This window comes from Streptomyces sp. NPDC055254 (genome assembly GCF_053606025.1).
The window spans coordinates 24,798-41,024 of sequence record NZ_JBSGQV010000028.1 but is presented as its reverse complement, the minus strand read 5'-3'; the positions used below and the strand labels follow the sequence as shown (position 1 = coordinate 41,024).

Here is a 16,227-nt window from a genome sequence, read left to right as displayed (position 1 = left end):
GTGTTCGACTTTCTTACTTCCGGGCAGTACGACGTGCTCGGAGCCTTCTGGGTGACAGTGCAGCTCACCCTCTACTCGGCGGCAGGCTCCCTGATATGGGGCCTCATGCTGGCCGGGATGCGGGTCAGTCCGGTCCCGCTGATGCGGACCTTCGGCACGACGTACGTCAACATCGTGCGCAACACGCCGCTGACCCTCCTCATCCTCGGCTGCTCGCTGGGCTTGGACCAGACCTTGGGCATCACGCTCGGGGGCGGGACCTCCAAGGAGATCGGCTTCAACCTTGCGATCCTGGGCCTGATCGCGTACACCGGCACGTTCGTCTGCGAGGCACTGCGCTCGGGCATCAACACCGTGCCCGTCGGCCAGGCCGAGGCCGCCCGCGCTCTGGGTCTGAGCTTCTTCCAAGTGCTCACCCTGGTCGTGCTCCCCCAGGCCTTCCGGGCGGTCATCGCGCCGCTCGCCAATGTGCTGATCGCCCTCACCAAGAACACCACGGTGGCGGCCACCATCGGCGTGGCCGAGGCGGCCCTGCTGATGAAGGAAATGCTTGAGAACGAGGCGGACGCGCTCTTCGCGGTCTTCGCGGTCTTCGCTCTCGGCTTCGTTCTGCTGACCCTACCGACCGGCCTGCTGCTGGGCTGGGTGGCCAAGCGAGTTGCGGTGAAGCGATGACCTCCCTTCTGTACGACACTCCCGGCCCCAAGGCCAAGGTTCGCAACTGGATCTACACCGGCGTCTTCGCCGTACTTGTCGCGCTGGCCCTGTGGTGGATCCTCGACCGCATGGCTGAGAAGAACCAGCTCGCGGCCGACAAGTGGTCCCCGTTCGTCACGGACAGCCAGATCTGGACGACGTTCCTGCTCCCCGGCCTCGTGGAGACCCTCAAGGCCGGCGTGATCGCCATGGTGATCGCACTGCCGCTCGGCGCTCTCCTCGGCATCGCCCGGCTCTCCGACCACACGTGGGTGCGTGTCCCGGTCGGCGCGGTCGTGGAGTTCTTCCGCGCCATCCCGGTCCTGATCCTGATGATCTTCAGCTCCGCGCTGTACGTCTTGCTCGGCACCGTCAGCTCCGACATACGGCCGCTGTACGCCGTGGTCACCGGACTTGTCCTGTACAACGCCTCGGTCATCGCCGAGATCGTCCGGGCCGGCATCCTGTCGCTGCCCCGCGGCCAGACCGACGCGGCCCAGGCCATCGGTATGCGCAAGGGCCAGATCATGATGTACGTCCTGGTCCCGCAGGCTGTCACGGCGATGCTGCCCGCGCTGGTCAGCCAACTGGTGGTTATCCTCAAGGACACGGCCCTCGGTGGCGCTGTCCTCGGCTTCGCCGATCTGATGTCGATGAACCGTCAGATCTCCGCCAACTACAGCAACACCATCCCGACCATGGTCGTGATCGCCCTGCTGTACATCGCGGTGAACTTTGCCCTGACCTCCCTGGCCTCCTGGCTGGAGAAGCGCCTGCGAAAGTCGAAGAAGGGCACCGGCGCCGTGGTCGGCGCGGCCGACCTCGACGACATGGCCACCTGAGCGAACAGAGCCGGCTGACGCGGCCCTCCCCATCCCGATCGAGGCTCCTGCAGGCCTGACGTGCGGTCAGTCGTAGTGCCCAGCCCGTGTGGTGCGGCGGAACCCTTCCGCCGCACCACACGGCGTTGTCCTGAACGGCGGCGCTGACACGGTTGGGTTGCTTCGGGTTGTCGGACATCTACAGATCTGGCGGCTGACCCCTGGGGGATGTCCGTGGTGCCGAGCACGCCGAGAGAGCAGCCGCCGCCAGCGGCAGGGCCTCGATAGGCAGGCTGGTACACCCCACCACGAACACCCTTCCGGCCCCCTCCATCGTCCGGCCTGTCGCGGCACCGCGGCTTGGTCGGTCTCATTCACGAAGGGGGATCCCATCGCCGCACACAAACGTGCGGTGCTCCATCCGATAAACCGGATGGAGCACCGCATTCATTGTCCCCGCTCCCATATGGTCGCAGCGTGGTGTTCTGTGCGACCACAGGATGCCGCCGAGCGGTTCAACCTACTAGTAGGACCTTGTCCAGATGGCGCCGGACTTGACGGAAGTGTTCGGCGGGCAGGCGGCGAAGGAAGGCCCGCTGCTGGTCCAAGCCACCGCATCGTGAGTGACGTCAGGGCCACCGCCCCAACGATAGCAAGTGACGGTCGCCTTGTAGTGCCCGCCATTGCTGTTACTGCATTGGGCTAACCAACCGCCACCGATCGGTGACCTGTAGTTGGTACACCCGTCCGGCCAGCCCATGGGGGCCGCAGTGGCCACGCCTTGGAGCCCGAGGAACGCCATGGCCGCGCCGGCGAGCACCCCCGCATACAGCTTCTTCATTACCGCTGATCCTTTCTGATTCGATCCGGACATTCTCAGGTGTTGTTCCTGGGAGATGACACTAGGCCCGCTGAATAGGCCCGGTAGGCCCCCTCGCAGTACGCGTAGGAATCTCCGTTCTGCCTCCACGTACCGTAGAACTGCTCCACCCTTCCGGTCTCAGCCTCCCTGCAGTTCGCAACAGCCCGGTAGGATCCGCCGTTATGGTTGTCGCACCAGGTGATGGTCCCCCACTTCCCGGAACCCACCTCACTGCGACAGCCGCTGGGGTGGGCCGTGGCGCCGGATTCGGAAGCCGATGCAGTCCCCCCACTCCCGAGCGACAAGAGACCGACCAGCAACACTCCAAGCGCCGGCGCAGTAACGGTCCGCCGAATGTGAATGCTCATCAGCAAATTCCTTAGCCTTTCTTCTCGATCGGTCAAACCTTGAAGTGCTATTCGACAGGACAATAGGCGGAGCGGTATCGCGCATGCGCCCGACTCCCCGTGCACACGGACGGCGCCTCCGCCTCCTGCACGTCCATGACAATTCCATGGAGGCCGGAGTCGGGCAAGCGAAATAGCGGCCTTCTGAGGATTACTTGAGCATCACACCACCAGGAGACCAAGAGAGGTAGCAGAAAAGATAAATTCCGGTCGAGCTGGCCGAATTCCAGGACAAAGCATTCCGGCCACACGATGACCGGAATGCTTGAGGAAGGAATTCAGGCCGCACGATGACGCGAATCAGTCGCGCCGTCTCCCCAGGCCACAATCTGCCCGGCGGCCATGCGTCACACGGTTCGCCTGCACGCATGCCACCGAAGCTTGGTTCACGAGAAGACGCCCACGAGGGACGGCGCCTCGGGCGACGCGAAGCAGTCGGCTGTCTGCGGCTCGGGGGTCCGCGTCGGTGTGGGTATCGGTGAAATTAGCGCCCTCTTCGACGTTTGTGGTTCCTGTAGCCGCGTCGGTCGCGGGCGGGCGTCACTTGACGCAGGCACCTCCAGTGGGTTGCATACGTTCTGTGATCACATACCGGACATCGGGAGCCGCGCCATGGACCCGGTGATCGTCGTCGGCGCGGGCCCCGTCGGACTGTCCCTGTCCCTCGCCCTGGCCGGCCAGGGCGTGCCCAGCGTCGTGCTCGACGAGGGGCCCGGCAAGGAGGAACCCCGACCGGCCCGGACGGTCGTCCTGCACGCCGACACGGCGGCCATGGCGCACCGGCTGGGCTGCGCGACCCTGCGCGACGAGGGGGCGTACTTCGCCGCATGGCGCACCATGCGGCGGCGCCAACCCGCCCAGCGGATCACCTTCGAGGACCACCCGGCCCCCCTGCACCTGCCGCAGCACGCCCTCTCGCGCGGGCTGCGGGACGCCGCCGGCGCACACCCCCTCGTCCAATTGGTCACCGACAGCAGGCTGGACTCCGTGGAGCAGGACGGCCACGGGGTCACCGCGCACACCACGGGCGCCGAGACCACCTGGTGGCGGGGCAGCTACCTGGTCGGCTGCGACGGCGCCCGCTCCACCGTGCGCAAACTCCTCGGCATCCGCTTCCCGGGCCGCACCGCCGTGGAACGGCACGCCGTCGCCGCGCTGCGCACCGAACTGCCCTGGCCCGGCGAGGCCCTGCTGCACCGCGACCCGCCGCAGGAGGTCACCTCCCGGCCGCTGCCCGACGGGGTGTGGCGGCTGGACTGGCTGCTGCCGGCGCGCGGCGACCTCGTGACCCCCGACGCGCTGGTGACCCTCGTCCGGGACACCCTCGCCGCGTGGTGCGGGGGCACGACTCCCCCGTACGACCTCCTCGACACCGGTGTCCACACCCTGCACCACCGCCTCGCCCGGCGCTGGCGCGACGGCCGCGCCTTCCTCGCCGGGGACGCCGCCCACCTGCTGGGGGCGCTCGGCACCCAGGGCGTGGAGGAGGGGCTGCGGGACGCCGAGAACCTGGCGTGGAAGCTCTCCCTGGCCTGGCACACCGGCGCCTCCGAGGCACTGCTCGACAGCTACGAGGGCGAGCGGCGCACGGCGGTCGCCGCCCGGCTGCGCGCGGCCGACCAGGCGATGCCGGCGCTGCGCTCCGGCGGCGCCCTGCGCACCTACCTCCCCGGGGCGGCGCGGTCCGCCGAGTCCCTGCTCACCGACGGCCACCTGGGGCGGGGTCCGCTGGGCGCGGAGCCGTCGTACGCGCCCCCGGTGGCCGTGCGCGAGGTGCCGACGGCCACGGAACCGGGCGGTCCGGTGGCGAACGTCCCGGTGACGGCACCGGACGGGTCGACCGTCCCGCTGCGCGACCTGCTGGGGCAGGGCCGGCTGCTGGCGGTCCTCGTCGCCCCGGGCACCGGCGTGTGGGACCGGCGCCACTGGCTGGGCGCCGGACTGATGCCCCGGCTCGCGGCGGCGGTCAGCGCCCTCCCGGTCCGCACCGATCTGCTGGTCGCGGACGGCTACCCGGGGGCCCCCGCTCACACCGTGCTGCTCGTCCGGCCGGACGGGCACCTGGCGGCGACCTTCGCGGGGGTGCGCCCGGCGGAGCTGTACGAGGCGGCCGACACCGTCCGAAGGGGGGCGCCCGCGTCCCGGCCCGCGCTCCCGCCGACACCGACGCCGACCGCGGTGATCGATTGACCCCCTCGCGGACTCGTGGTTCACTCGCGGACATGACCGGCAACGACGTACGCCTGTGGCGGAGGGTCCATATGGACCTGCTCCGCTACGCGGGCTGCGTGTGTCGCCCTTCCTGCTGATTCGCCTTCCCCTGCGCGCGCCCCGTGCCGTCACCGGCCCGCGCGCATCTCCGCGAACCCCAGGAACGGTCCTCCGCACATGTCTGCAACCGCGTACGCCCCTGTCCCCGCGCCGGCCGGGACCTCCAGCGGCCCCACCGCCGCCGAGCTGCTCGACTTCGCCCTCCGTACGGCGGCCGACCCCGAGGTCGTCGCCTCGCTGCCCCTCGACCCCGAGGGCCGCACCTGGATTCGGCTGGACGGGCCGCGCGGAAGCGAGGTCTGGCTGATCGGCTGGCCGCCGGGCACCGGCACCGGCTGGCACGACCACGCCGAATCGCGCGGCGCGTTCGCGACCGCCCGGGGCCGACTGACCGAGCACTCCCTGGCCGTGCGGCTCCCCTCGGAGGGATGGCACTCCCTGCGGCTCGCCTCCGGCGTGGACCGCACCCGCAGCCTGGGCGCGGGCACCGGGCGGGCCTTCGTCGAGCACCACGTGCACGAGGTCCTGAACGAGTCCGGCGCCGAGCACGCGATCTCGGTGCACGCGTACTACCCGCCGCTCCCCCTCATCCGGCGCTACAGCCGCAACGGCTCCGTGCTCGACCTGGAGCACGTCGAGCGTCCGGCGGACTGGCAGTGAGCGCCCCGACCGGCATCGACGAGCTGCTGGAGACGATCCGCGCCCGGTACACCCGTCTCGGTCCCCACGAGGCGTACGAGGCCTCCCGCGCGGGCGCCCTCCTGGTGGACATCCGCTACCAGGCGCTGCGCGAGCGGGACGGCCTGATCCCGGGGGCGCTGGTGGTGGAGCGCAACGAACTGGAATGGCGCCTGGACCCCCAGGGCTCCCACCGGGCGGCGGAGGCGACGAGCCACGAGCTCCAGGTGGTGGTGATCTGCAACGAGGGCTACGCCTCCAGCCTCGCGGCGGTCTCCCTCCACGCCCTGGGCCTGCACCGCGCCACCGATCTGACCGGCGGTTTCCAGTCCTGGAAGGCGGCGGGCCTCCCCGTCACCCCGCCCTGACGCCGAGGGGCGGCCGGGGCCGGAAGCCGTCCGTCACTCGCCCGGATGTCCGAGGTCTTCGGCGTCCTCGCCCTCGGCCTCCAGCGCGCGGCGCACCACTCGCAGGGCCATGCCCTCCGGGTATCCCTTGCGGGCGAGCATCCCGGCGAGGCGCCGGATCCGCTTGTCGCGGTCCAGACCCCGGGTGGAGCGGAGCTTGCGCTCCACGAGCTCCCGGGCCGTCCGCTCCTCCTGCTCGGAGTCCAGCAGTTCCAGGGCTTCCGTCACGAGGGTGGCGTGCACCCCCTTGGTCCGCAGCTCCTGGGCGAGCGCCCGCCGGGCCAGGCCTCGGCCCCGGTGTCGGGACTCGACCCAGGCCCCCGCGAAGGCGGCGTCGTCGATCAGGCCCACCTCCTCGTACCGGGAGAGGACCTGTTGCGACACCTCCTCCGGGATGCCCCGCTTCTCCAGGGCGTCCGCGAGCTGGCGCCGGGTGCGCGGGCTCCCCGTGAGCAGGCGCAGGCAGATCGCCCGCGCCTGCTCCTCGGGACTCTGGGGCGGCAGGTCCTGGCGTCCTTCACGGCCGCCCCGGCTCCCACCGCCCCCTTCCTGCTCCCGCACGGGTCAGCTCTTGGCCACGGCGGCCTTGGCCGTCGTCTTGGCCTTCGTCGCCGGGGCGGGCACGGCGGCGGCCGCGTCGGTCGTCTCGGCACCGGCTGCGGCGGTAGCGGCGTCCTTGCGGACCCCCACGCCCAGCTTCTCCTTGATCTTCCGCTCGATCTCGTTGGCGAGATCCGGGTTGTCCTTGAGGAAGTTGCGGGCGTTCTCCTTGCCCTGGCCCAGCTGGTCGCCCTCGTACGTGTACCAGGCACCGGCCTTGCGCACGAAGCCGTGCTCCACGCCCATGTCGATCAGGCCGCCCTCGCGGCTGATGCCCTGGCCGTAGAGGATGTCGAACTCGGCCTGCTTGAACGGCGGCGCGACCTTGTTCTTGACGACCTTGACGCGGGTACGGTTGCCGACCGCGTCCGTGCCGTCCTTGAGGGTCTCGATGCGGCGGATGTCGAGACGTACGGAGGCGTAGAACTTCAGCGCGCGGCCACCGGTGGTGGTCTCCGGCGAGCCGAACATCACACCGATCTTCTCGCGGAGCTGGTTGATGAAGATCGCGGTGGTCTTGGACTGGTTGAGCGCACCGGTGATCTTCCGGAGCGCCTGGCTCATCAGGCGGGCCTGGAGACCCACGTGGGAGTCGCCCATCTCACCCTCGATCTCGGCGCGCGGCACCAGGGCCGCCACGGAGTCGATGACGATCAGGTCGAGGGCACCGGAGCGGACGAGCATGTCCACGATCTCCAGCGCCTGCTCGCCGGTGTCCGGCTGGGACAGGATGAGGTTGTCGGTGTCCACGCCCAGGGCCTTGGCGTACTCGGGGTCGAGCGCGTGCTCGGCATCGACGAAGGCGACGGTGCCGCCGGCCTTCTGCGCGTTGGCCACGGCGTGCAGGGTCAGGGTCGTCTTACCGGAGGACTCCGGCCCGTACACCTCCACCACACGGCCGCGGGGCAGCCCGCCGACGCCGAGCGCGATGTCCAGCGCGGTCGACCCGGTGGGGATGACGTCGATGGGGTCGTTGGGCTTGTCGCCGAGGCGCATGACCGCACCCTTGCCGAATTGCCGTTCAATCTGTGCGAGCGCGGCGTCGAGAGCCTTCTCGCGGTCGGTGCCTGCCATGGGTTCCACCCGGTTTGCTTGAGTCGATCGCTTCACGCCTTTGACGCTAATGCCTGCCACTGACAATGCGCCTCCACGGCCGGTTCGGCTGTGGATAACTATCAGAATGGATGTTCGATTTCCCTGTCAAGCGCGCCACGCCCCGGCGCGCTACGGCTACCACCGTGCCGTCGCCGGACGGATCCGGGCCGACGCCGAGCCGTGGCTCCCCGTGGAGCGGGAACAGGGCTGAACCCGGCCGGTCGGCCGCCGCGGCCTGCGGAGCGGCCGCGCCTGCGGACGGTGGCCGGCGGGTGCCCTCGTGCGATGCTGGGCGCGTGACAATCGAGGACCTCGTCAGGCTGCGGCGGGCACGGGACGCGATGGACCGCGACTACGCGGAGCCGCTGGACGTCCCGGCGCTGGCCCGGGTCGCCCTCATGTCGGCCGGGCACTTCTCGCGCAGCTTCCGCGCCGCCTACGGCGAGACGCCCTACAACTACCTGATGACCCGCCGCATCGAGCGGGCCAAGGCGCTCCTGCGGCGCGGCGACCTGAACGTGACCGAGGTCTGCTTCGCCGTCGGATGTACCTCGCTGGGGTCGTTCAGCTCCCGCTTCACCGAGCTGGTCGGCGAGAGTCCGAGCGCCTACCGGGCCCGCCGGCACGAGGCGGGGGCTCCGATCCCGGCGTGTGTGGCCAAGATCCGCACGCGCCCGCTGCGCAACGGAGAACGCAACGCGGCCGCGACGGAGAACCGGTCAGGAACGGAGAAGCAGAACCCGTCGGCTCCTCGTAACGTCGAGGCATGAACATCAAACTCTCGCAGTGCTTCATCGCCGTCGACGACCACGACAAGGCGATCGCCTTCTACCGCGACGTGCTCGGCATGGAGGTCCGCAACGACGTCGGGTTCGAGGGCATGCGCTGGGTGACCGTCGGGTCGCCCTCGCAGCCGGACGTGGAGATCGTCCTCGAACCGCCGCTCGCCGACCCCAACGCCTCGTCGGCCGACAAGCAGGCGATGGCGGAAATGCTGGCCAAGGGCCTGCTGCGCGGCGTCATCTTCACCACCGAGGACGTCGACGCCACCTTCGAGCGGATCCAGGCCGCCGGTGGCGAGGTCCTCCAGGAGCCGGTCGACCAGCCCTACGGCGTCCGCGACTGCGCCTTCCGCGACCCGTCCGGCAACATGCTCCGCTTCAACCAGCCCCGCACCGGCTGACCCCGCCCCGGCGACGCCCGACGACGCCGGACCTCCGGCGCCGTCCGGGCGCCGCCGGGCGTCCGCGAGGACGCGGACACCGGCGGACGGACGCGGACGGCGGGCGGACGGGGCCTCAGTTCGGCTTCGCCGCGAGCGGCTTGTGGCCCGGGTAGACGTGTCCGGGGCTCACGATGCTCGTGACGGCCTCTCCGAAGAGGGTGCTCGGTTCCTGCCCGTCCGTCTGGACGTCGGTGTTCAGCAGGACGACCATCGTCGCCTGCGCCTCGGGCAGGTAGACGGTCAGCGTCTCGTACCCGGGCAGGGAGCCGTTGTGGCCGATCCAGCCCTGGACGTCGAAGATGCCCAGCCCGTAGCCGTCCCCCGGAACGTTGATCGGCTTCGTCTTCAGGCGCTCGGCCTGCGTCGCGGGGGTCAGCAGCGTGCCCGTGGCGAGGACGCGCGCCCAGGTGCGCAGGTCCTGGAGGTCGGAGATCATCGCTCCGGCGGCCCAGGCCCAGGTGGGGTTCCAGTGGGTGGAGTCCACGAGCTTCCCCGAGGCCGTCTGGTCGGTGTAGCCCTGCGCGTACGGGGCCGGGATGTCCGCGTCCGTGGGGAAGACCGTCCGGCGCAGCCCGGCCGGCACGAGGACCTCCCGCTGGACGACCTCGTGGAGCGGCCGGCCGGTGATCTTCTCCACCACCAGACCGAGCAGGATCAGATTGGTGTTGCTGTACTCGAACTCCGCGTCCGGCGCGAACCGCACCGGGTGCGCGAAGGAGTAGGCGAGCAACTGCCGCGGGGTGAAGGGCTTGTCGGGGTTCGCCTCGAACGCCTTGATGAAGTCGGCGTCCTCGGAGTAGTTGAAGAGCCCGCTGCGCATCCCCGCCAGTTCGCGCAGCGTGATGCGGTCCCCGTTCGGAACACCGGCGACGTACCTGCCGATGGTGTCGTCCAGGCCCACCCTGCCCTGGTCGACCAGCTTGAGGAGCGCGGTGACCGTGAAGGTCTTCGTCTCGCTCCCGATGCGTACGTGGAGGTCCTGGCGCATGGGGGCGCCCGTGGCCTTGTCCGCGACGCCGAAGGACCTGACGTAGCTGCCCTTGCCCGGCGCCCACAGGCCCACGGTCACCCCCGGCACGTTCGCCTCGCGCATCGTGCGCCGCACGGCGGCGTCGAGCTCCGCCGCGACGGCCGGCGTGAGCCGGGCGAACACGGCGTCATCGGGCGACGGGGCCGCCGGAGACGCGGGAGACGCCGGAGACACGGGAGACGCGGGAGACGACGTGGACGAGGGGGAAGGCGGGGTGGGCGCGGCGAAGGTGGAGCGTCCGGCGACCGCCGCCCCGGGCGGGGCCGCCGAGCCGGCGACGGACGGTGCGGCCGGGACCACCAGCACGCCCAGGGCCACGCCCGCCACGCAGGCCCTGCGCAACATCGGATGTGCGTTCCTCACCGAGGGCCTCCTGACCTGTCGTACGACCTGTCGTGGAGCATCGAGCCGCTGCCCGCGGGCGGCGGGAGCGGCAGCACCAGCCTAGGCACGCCCCCTGCGGGTGCGCGCGGCGAGACCCGTCCCCCGCCCGCCCGGCGCGCCGGGCACGCGGCGCCGGGCCGTGCCGGTGCGCGGGGTCTACCGTCGGCGCCATGAACGGTGATCGCCGCAGGTGGCGCCAGTGTCTGCTCAGCGGGGCGGTGTTCGCCGTGTGCATGGCCGGCACCACGCTGCCGACTCCTCTCTACGGTCTCTACCAGGAGAAGTTCGGCTTCTCCGAGCTGATGGTGACCGTGGTGTACGCCGTGTACGCCTTCGCGGTCATCGGCGTGCTGCTGCTCGCCGGCAACGCCTCCGACGCCGTGGGCAGACGGCCGGTGCTGCTGGTCGGGTTGGGCTGCGCCGCCGCGAGCGCCGTCTGCTTCCTGAGCGCCACCGGGCTCGACTGGCTCTACGCGGGACGGCTGCTGTCGGGCCTGTCCGCCGGGCTCTTCACCGGGGCCGCCACCGTGTACGTGATCGAGTCGGCGCCGCCCGGCGGCGCCGCCCGGGCCACGTTCGTCGCCACGGCCGCCAACATGGGCGGGCTGGGGTGCGGTCCGCTGCTCGCCGGGTTGCTCGCGCAGTACGCGCCCTACCCGCTGTACCTGCCGTTCGTGGTGCACCTCGCGCTGGTGGCCTGCTCGGTGGCGGTGCTGCTGTGCCTGCGGGAGACGGTGCGGGAGCGGCTGCCGCTGCGCACCGTACGCCCGCAGCGGCCCGGCCTGCCCGCGCAGGTGCGGGCGGTGTTCGGGCCGGCGGCCATCGCCTCGTTCGTGGGATTCGCGCTCTTCGGGGTGTTCACGTCGGTCAGCCCGGCGTTCCTCGCGCAGTCCCTGGACGTCCACAACCACGCCGTGAGCGGGCTGGTCGTCGCCCTGGCCTTCTTCTCCTCGACCGCCGGGCAGTCGGTTGTCGACCGGGTCGGGGTCGGGCGCTCGCTGCCGCTGGGCTGTGCGGGGCTCCTCCTCGGGCTGGGCCTGCTCGCGGGGGCACTGCGGTGGGAGCTGCTGGTGCTGGTCGTGCTGAGCGCGGTCGTCGGCGGGGTCGGGCAGGGGCTCGCGTTCCGCGGGTCCCTGTCGGCGGTGGCACAGGCATCCCCGGCCGACCGGCGCGCGGCGGTGATCTCGACGCTGTTCGTGGTGGCGTACGCGGGCATCTCGCTGCCGGTGATCGGCGTGGGCGTGCTGGCGGGTCCGATGGGCCTGGAAGGCGCGGGGCTGGTGTTCATCGCCTGCATGGCCGTCCTGGTCTCGGTCGCGGGCGTCTACCTGCTCCGGCGGCCCGTCCGGTCGGCCGCCGGGTGACCGGCCGCCCGACCGAGTGACCGACCGCTCGACTGACAACCAACGGTTGACACCCGCACGACTGTCAACCTACGGTTGCCTCATGACGAGCCCTCCCGTGGAACCCGTTCGCATGACCAACCCGGTACGCCTCGACGACCTCATCGAGGCCATCAAGAAGGTCCACAGCGACACCCTGGACCAGCTCAGCGGCGCCGTCGTCGCCGCCGAGGCCCTCGGTGACGTGGCCGACCACCTCATCGGCCACTTCGTCGACCAGGCGCGCCGCTCCGGCGCCTCCTGGACCGACATCGGCCGGAGCATGGGCGTCACCCGCCAGGCGGCCCAGAAGCGCTTCGTCCCCAAGGCCGACAAGGAGGGCGACCCCGGTCCCGACGCGAACCAGGGCTTCGGCCGCTTCACCCCCCGCGCCCGGAACGTCGTCGTGGCCGCGCAGAACGAGGCCCGCGCCGCCGGCGGCACCGAGATCCGCACCGAGCACCTGGTCCTCGGCCTGCTCGCCGAGCGCGAGGGCTTCGCGGGGCTCGTCCTGCGCTCGCGGGGCATCGAGGCGGACGACCTGCGCGCCGCCGCGACCGCGACCCTGCCCCCGGCCCGGGAGGACGTGCCCGACCTCGTCCCCTTCGACGCGTCCGCCAAGAAGGCCCTGGAGCTCACCTTCCGCGAGGCACTGCGCCTGGGCCACGACTACGTCGGCACCGAGCACATCCTGCTCGCGCTCCTGGAGCAGGAGAACGGCACGGGCCCGCTGAGCGGTCTCGGCCTGGACAAGGCCGCCGCCGAGGCGACCGTCACCGAAGCCGTGGCAGCCGCAATCGGCGACGCGGACGCGCGGTAGACGCGTCCGCCTCCCGCGTCAGCTCGTACCGCTTGACGTACGCCCCCAGGAAGGCCTGCAGCGTGGCGACGGCCGGGATCGCGACGAGCGCCCCGACCGCGCCCAGCAGGGCGGTGCCCGCGATGACCGAGCCGAAGGCCACCGCCGGATGGATGTCGACGGTCCTCGACGTCAGCTTCGGCTGGAGGACGTAGTTCTCGAACTGCTGGTAGACCACCACGAACCCGAGCACGTACAGCGCGTACCAGGGGTTGACGGTGAAGGCCATCAGGACCGGCAGCGCGCCCGCGAGATAGGTGCCGATGGTGGGGATGAACTGGGAGACCAGCCCCACCCACACCGCGAGGGCGGGCGCGTACGGCACCTTGAGGACCGCCAGCACGATGTAGTGCGCGCCGCCCGAGATCAGTGCCATCAGCCCGCGCGAGTAGAGGTAGCCGCCCGTCTTGGTGACGGCGATCTCCCAGGCGCGCAGCACCTCGGACTGCTTCGCGGGCGGCAGTACGGAGCACAGCGCGCGCCGCAGCCTCGGCCCGTCGGCGGCGAAGTAGAAGGAGAACAGACCGATCGTCAGCAGCTTGAAGAGACCGCCGAGCACGGTGGTGGACACGTCGAGCACGCCGGTCGCGCTGTTCTGCACGTACTTGCGCAGCCAGTCGGAGCGCAGCAGGCTGTCCTGGATCTCCAGCCGGGAGAGCTTCGTGCGGAAGGTCCTGTTGATCGCGTCGATCACCGAGTCGAGGGTCCGCGGGAAGCCCTCGACCATCTCGATGATCTGCCCGGCGAGCATGGAGCCCAGCAGGATGAGGAAGCCGGCGCCGACGACGAGCACCGCGAGGAACACCAGGAAGGTGGCGAGCCCGCGGCGCATGCCGCGGGCGGCCATCCTGGCCACCGCCGGCTCGATCGCGAGGGCCAGGAAGAACGCGATCAGGATGTTGAGGAGCAGCCCGATCAGCTGATGGAAGGCCCAGCTGCCGAGCTGGAAGCAGGCGACCAGGGCCAGTACGAGGACCACGGCGCGCGGCAGCCAGCGCGGCATCCGGTCCCCGGGCCGCGGATCTGGGGGCGCGGGCGGCGTTCCTGCGGGCTGTTCGGTCGTTTCATCGTTGGCTGCCACGCGGCCAAGTCTGTCCCACCCGCCGCCCGGACCGCGAAGCAGTGGTCCCGGCCCGCGTCCCACCGGCCGCCGGGGGCGCGCGGGAGCGGTGTCAGCGCAGCGAGGCCGGTACGTCCATCGCCGAACACACCGCGCGCCACACGTCCTTGGCCTCCCAGCCCGCGTCCAGCGCCTGGTGCACGGTCCGGCCGCCCAGCTCCGTCATGACGTGGTCCCGCGCGAAGGAGTCCGCGTAGCCGGCACCGAAGTGCTCCGCCATCCGCTCCCAGAAAGTCGTCAACCGCATGCCTCCAGTATCCCGCTCCGGAGAGTGCACCCGTCCCGTTCGCCCCTCTCGGGCGCGGTACGGCGCCCTACGGTTTCTGCCATGTCTGGAGACGAAGCTCCCCCACCGGCCACCGCCGCCGCGGCCTCGCTGGCCCGCGCCGAGCAGTTCATCTGGCTCACGGCCCGCGTCCTGGAGCAGCGCCGGTTCGCGTTCCACTTCCTCGGTGGGGACGCCGACCCGGTGGACACCGCCCTGGGCTCGTACCTCAACGGGGACGGCGGCTACGGCCACGCCCTCGACCCCGATCTGCGCGGTCCGGTCAGCCAGCCCCTGCACACCGCGCACGCGCTGCGGGTCCTTGACGGCCTGGGCCGCTGCGCGGGGCAGCGGATCGAGCGGCTCTGCCGACACCTCACCCAGGTCTCCACACCGGACGGGGCGCTTCCGGTGGTCCTCCCGGCCCCGGGCCGCTATCCGGCAGCCCCCTACCACCCGATGCGTGACGACCCCGCCGGCGAGCTGCTGACCACGGGGCCGGTCGTCGGCCTGCTGCACCGCAACCGGGTCTGGAACGCGTGGCTCTTCCGGGCCACGGACTTCTGCTGGGACCGCGTCGAGACCCTGCGCGACTCGCATCCGTACGAGGTCCAGAGCGCGGTGGCGTTCCTCGACGGCGCCCCCGACCGGGCCCGCGCGGCGGCCGCGGCGGACCGGCTGGGGCGGCTGGTGCGCGAGCGCCGGCTCGCCGTGCTCGACCCGCGGCGCCGCGAGGAGCACCCGCCCGCGCCCGGCTACGCAGCCGACGAGCACCTCTTCCCGCACGACTTCGCGCGCCGCCCCGAGTCGGTGGCCCGCGCGTGGTTCACGGACGAGGAGCTGGGCCGCTCGCTGGACTTCCTGGCCGCCGAGCAGCAGCCCGACGGCGGCTGGCCGGTGCGCCGCCGCGCCTGGGCACCGGGCAGTTCCCTGGAGCGGCGGCCCATCGCCACACTGGAGGCCCTCCTGACGCTGCGCGCGTACGGAAGGCTCCCGGAGCCCGCTAACCGCCCAGGGCCCGTACGCCCGCGGTGACGGCCACGGCGGCCGCGACCACCACGAGGAACGGCGCCCGCAGCAGCAGGGCGAGGCCGGCGGCGGCGAGGCCGGCGGCGCGGGCGTCGAGGACGAGCTCGTGCCCGGTGCTGAAGGTCTGCTGCGCGGTGAGCGCAGCGAGCAGTGCGACCGGCAGCAGCGCGGCGAGCTTGCGCACCAGCGGCCGCTCCAGCGCACCGGCGGGCACGAGCAGGCCGGCGAGCTTGACGGCGTAGCAGCCGACGACGGTGAGCCCGATGGCGATCCAGACGTTCACGAGCGGCGCCCCTTCATCCACAGCACCGCGGGCGCGGCCAGCGCCGCGATCAGCACGGGCACCCCGGCGGGCAGTACGGGCAGGAAGCCGAGCCCGAGGACCAGCGCGAGCGCGGCGACCGCCCGCTCGGTGGAGGTCTTCAGCATCGGCGCGAGCAGCGCCAGGAAGACGGCGGGTCCGGCGGCGTCCAGACCCCACGCGTCGGTGTCCCCGATGGCCTCGGCGCCGAGCGCGCCCAGCAGCGTGGTGAGGTTCCACAGTACGTAGAGGCTCAGCCCGGTGACGGCGAAACCGAGCCGGGCCGCCTTCCGGTCGGGCTGCGCCAGTGCCACGGCGGTGGTCTCGTCGATGACCCAGTGCGCGGCGAGGGGCCGCACGGCGCGCGGCAGCGCGAGCAGCTGGGACAACCGCAGTCCGTAGAAGGCGTTCCGGGTTCCGAGGAAGAAGGCCCCGGCGGCGGCGGTCAGCGGGTTCCCGCCCGCGGCCAGTGCCCCGACGAGGGCGAACTGCGAGGCCCCGGTGAACACGAGCAGGCTCAGGGCGCAGGCCTGGAGGGCGCTGATGCCGGCCCCCGCGGCGGTCACCCCGAAGGCGAACCCGGACAGCCCGACGGCCACCCCGACCCCGAGGGCGTCCCGCACCACGGCGGCGCGCGGCCGCCCGGCCGGAACCTGCCCGGTGTCCGATTCTCTGATCATCTGCTGCTCTGCCACCCCCCGAAACTATGCGGGCGCGAGCACGGCCGTCTTGTACGTTCTTGCGCCCGCCGGAACCAGCCGCTCCGGATGGCCCGCGCGGGCCGGGGCCCCCGCG

The 16,227-nt window shown here is 71.6% G+C and carries 18 protein-coding genes; 11 read left to right on the top strand and 7 right to left on the bottom strand.

Features of this window, described 5'->3' with window-relative positions; all coding sequences use genetic code 11:
- The 6 genes from ACWFQ8_RS23715 to ACWFQ8_RS23690 all read left to right on the top strand — a co-directional run bounded on the left by ACWFQ8_RS23715 (position 1) and on the right by ACWFQ8_RS23690 (position 6,103).
- Positions 1–675 carry an amino acid ABC transporter permease gene (locus tag ACWFQ8_RS23715; RefSeq protein ID WP_453788255.1) on the top strand — a complete coding sequence of 225 codons (675 nt, stop codon included), beginning with the start codon at positions 1–3 and terminating at the stop codon, positions 673–675.
- Positions 672–1,538 carry an amino acid ABC transporter permease gene (locus ACWFQ8_RS23710; protein WP_453788254.1) on the top strand — a complete coding sequence of 289 codons (867 nt, stop codon included), beginning with the start codon at positions 672–674 and terminating at the stop codon, positions 1,536–1,538. Before ACWFQ8_RS23715 ends, ACWFQ8_RS23710 begins: the two co-directional genes overlap by 4 nt.
- Before the next feature lie 1,860 nt (positions 1,539–3,398).
- Positions 3,399–4,976, top strand: coding sequence for an FAD-dependent monooxygenase (locus tag ACWFQ8_RS23705; RefSeq protein WP_453788253.1), 1,578 nt, complete (start codon positions 3,399–3,401; stop codon positions 4,974–4,976).
- A 32-nt stretch (positions 4,977–5,008) separates the two neighbouring features.
- Positions 5,009–5,095 (top strand): putative leader peptide, encoded by an 87-nt coding sequence (locus tag ACWFQ8_RS23700; protein WP_311318651.1) that lies wholly within the window; start codon positions 5,009–5,011, stop codon positions 5,093–5,095.
- A 79-nt stretch (positions 5,096–5,174) separates the two neighbouring features.
- The gene (locus tag ACWFQ8_RS23695) at positions 5,175–5,717 is read left to right on the top strand and encodes a cysteine dioxygenase (RefSeq protein ID WP_453788252.1); all 543 of its coding nucleotides are present in this window, start codon (positions 5,175–5,177) and stop codon (positions 5,715–5,717) included.
- Positions 5,714–6,103: a rhodanese-like domain-containing protein gene (locus ACWFQ8_RS23690; RefSeq protein WP_453788251.1), complete on the top strand. Its 390-nt coding sequence runs from the start codon at positions 5,714–5,716 to the stop codon at positions 6,101–6,103. Before ACWFQ8_RS23695 ends, ACWFQ8_RS23690 begins: the two co-directional genes overlap by 4 nt.
- Positions 6,104–6,136: 33 nt before the next feature.
- Here ACWFQ8_RS23690 and recX read toward each other — a convergent pair whose 3' ends face one another.
- Together recX and recA are read right to left on the bottom strand one after the other, a co-directional pair.
- Positions 6,137–6,703, bottom strand: a complete 567-nt coding sequence (gene recX, locus ACWFQ8_RS23685; RefSeq protein ID WP_453788250.1) for a recombination regulator RecX — start codon at positions 6,701–6,703, stop codon at positions 6,137–6,139.
- Between the two features lie 3 nt (positions 6,704–6,706).
- The gene (gene recA / locus ACWFQ8_RS23680; protein WP_453788249.1) at positions 6,707–7,816 is read right to left on the bottom strand and encodes a recombinase RecA; all 1,110 of its coding nucleotides are present in this window, start codon (positions 7,814–7,816) and stop codon (positions 6,707–6,709) included.
- A 317-nt stretch (positions 7,817–8,133) separates the two neighbouring features.
- On the opposite strand from recA, the gene ACWFQ8_RS23675 reads away from it, so the two are divergent.
- Entirely contained in the window at positions 8,134–8,607 is a 474-nt protein-coding gene (locus ACWFQ8_RS23675; RefSeq protein WP_453788248.1) for a helix-turn-helix domain-containing protein, read from the top strand.
- Entirely contained in the window at positions 8,604–9,020 is a 417-nt protein-coding gene (locus ACWFQ8_RS23670; protein ID WP_453788247.1) for a VOC family protein, read from the top strand. Before ACWFQ8_RS23675 ends, ACWFQ8_RS23670 begins: the two co-directional genes overlap by 4 nt.
- Positions 9,021–9,135: 115 nt before the next feature.
- Here ACWFQ8_RS23670 and ACWFQ8_RS23665 read toward each other — a convergent pair whose 3' ends face one another.
- A complete protein-coding gene (locus tag ACWFQ8_RS23665; RefSeq protein WP_453788283.1) occupies positions 9,136–10,437 on the bottom strand; it encodes a serine hydrolase domain-containing protein in 1,302 nt (433 codons plus the stop codon).
- Positions 10,438–10,646: 209 nt separating this feature from the next.
- Here ACWFQ8_RS23665 and ACWFQ8_RS23660 point away from each other — a divergent pair, with 209 nt between their 5' ends.
- Both ACWFQ8_RS23660 and ACWFQ8_RS23655 read left to right on the top strand, forming a co-directional pair.
- Positions 10,647–11,840: an MFS transporter gene (locus tag ACWFQ8_RS23660; protein WP_453788246.1), complete on the top strand. Its 1,194-nt coding sequence runs from the start codon at positions 10,647–10,649 to the stop codon at positions 11,838–11,840.
- A gap of 82 nt (positions 11,841–11,922) precedes the next feature.
- The gene (locus tag ACWFQ8_RS23655; protein ID WP_453788245.1) at positions 11,923–12,678 is read left to right on the top strand and encodes a Clp protease N-terminal domain-containing protein; all 756 of its coding nucleotides are present in this window, start codon (positions 11,923–11,925) and stop codon (positions 12,676–12,678) included.
- Here ACWFQ8_RS23655 and ACWFQ8_RS23650 read toward each other — a convergent pair.
- Both ACWFQ8_RS23650 and ACWFQ8_RS23645 read right to left on the bottom strand, forming a co-directional pair.
- Positions 12,632–13,720 carry an AI-2E family transporter gene (locus ACWFQ8_RS23650; protein WP_453788282.1) on the bottom strand — a complete coding sequence of 363 codons (1,089 nt, stop codon included), beginning with the start codon at positions 13,718–13,720 and terminating at the stop codon, positions 12,632–12,634. The two genes, ACWFQ8_RS23655 and ACWFQ8_RS23650, sit on opposite strands and share 47 nt — an antisense overlap.
- Before the next feature lie 169 nt (positions 13,721–13,889).
- Entirely contained in the window at positions 13,890–14,084 is a 195-nt protein-coding gene (locus ACWFQ8_RS23645) for a DUF3046 domain-containing protein (RefSeq protein WP_453788244.1), read from the bottom strand.
- Positions 14,085–14,165: 81 nt separating this feature from the next.
- On the opposite strand from ACWFQ8_RS23645, the gene ACWFQ8_RS23640 reads away from it, so the two are divergent.
- A complete protein-coding gene (locus tag ACWFQ8_RS23640; protein WP_453788243.1) occupies positions 14,166–15,137 on the top strand; it encodes a hypothetical protein in 972 nt (323 codons plus the stop codon).
- Here the strand turns inward: ACWFQ8_RS23640 and ACWFQ8_RS23635 are convergent.
- Together ACWFQ8_RS23635 and ACWFQ8_RS23630 are read right to left on the bottom strand one after the other, a co-directional pair.
- Positions 15,106–15,414, bottom strand: a complete 309-nt coding sequence (locus ACWFQ8_RS23635) for an AzlD domain-containing protein (protein ID WP_453788242.1) — start codon at positions 15,412–15,414, stop codon at positions 15,106–15,108. The genes ACWFQ8_RS23640 and ACWFQ8_RS23635 overlap by 32 nt on opposite strands.
- On the bottom strand, positions 15,411–16,112 hold the full coding sequence (locus tag ACWFQ8_RS23630) for an AzlC family ABC transporter permease (protein ID WP_453788281.1): 702 nt from the start codon (positions 16,110–16,112) through the stop codon (positions 15,411–15,413). Before ACWFQ8_RS23630 ends, ACWFQ8_RS23635 begins: the two co-directional genes overlap by 4 nt.
- Between the last annotated feature and the right edge of the window lie 115 nt (positions 16,113–16,227).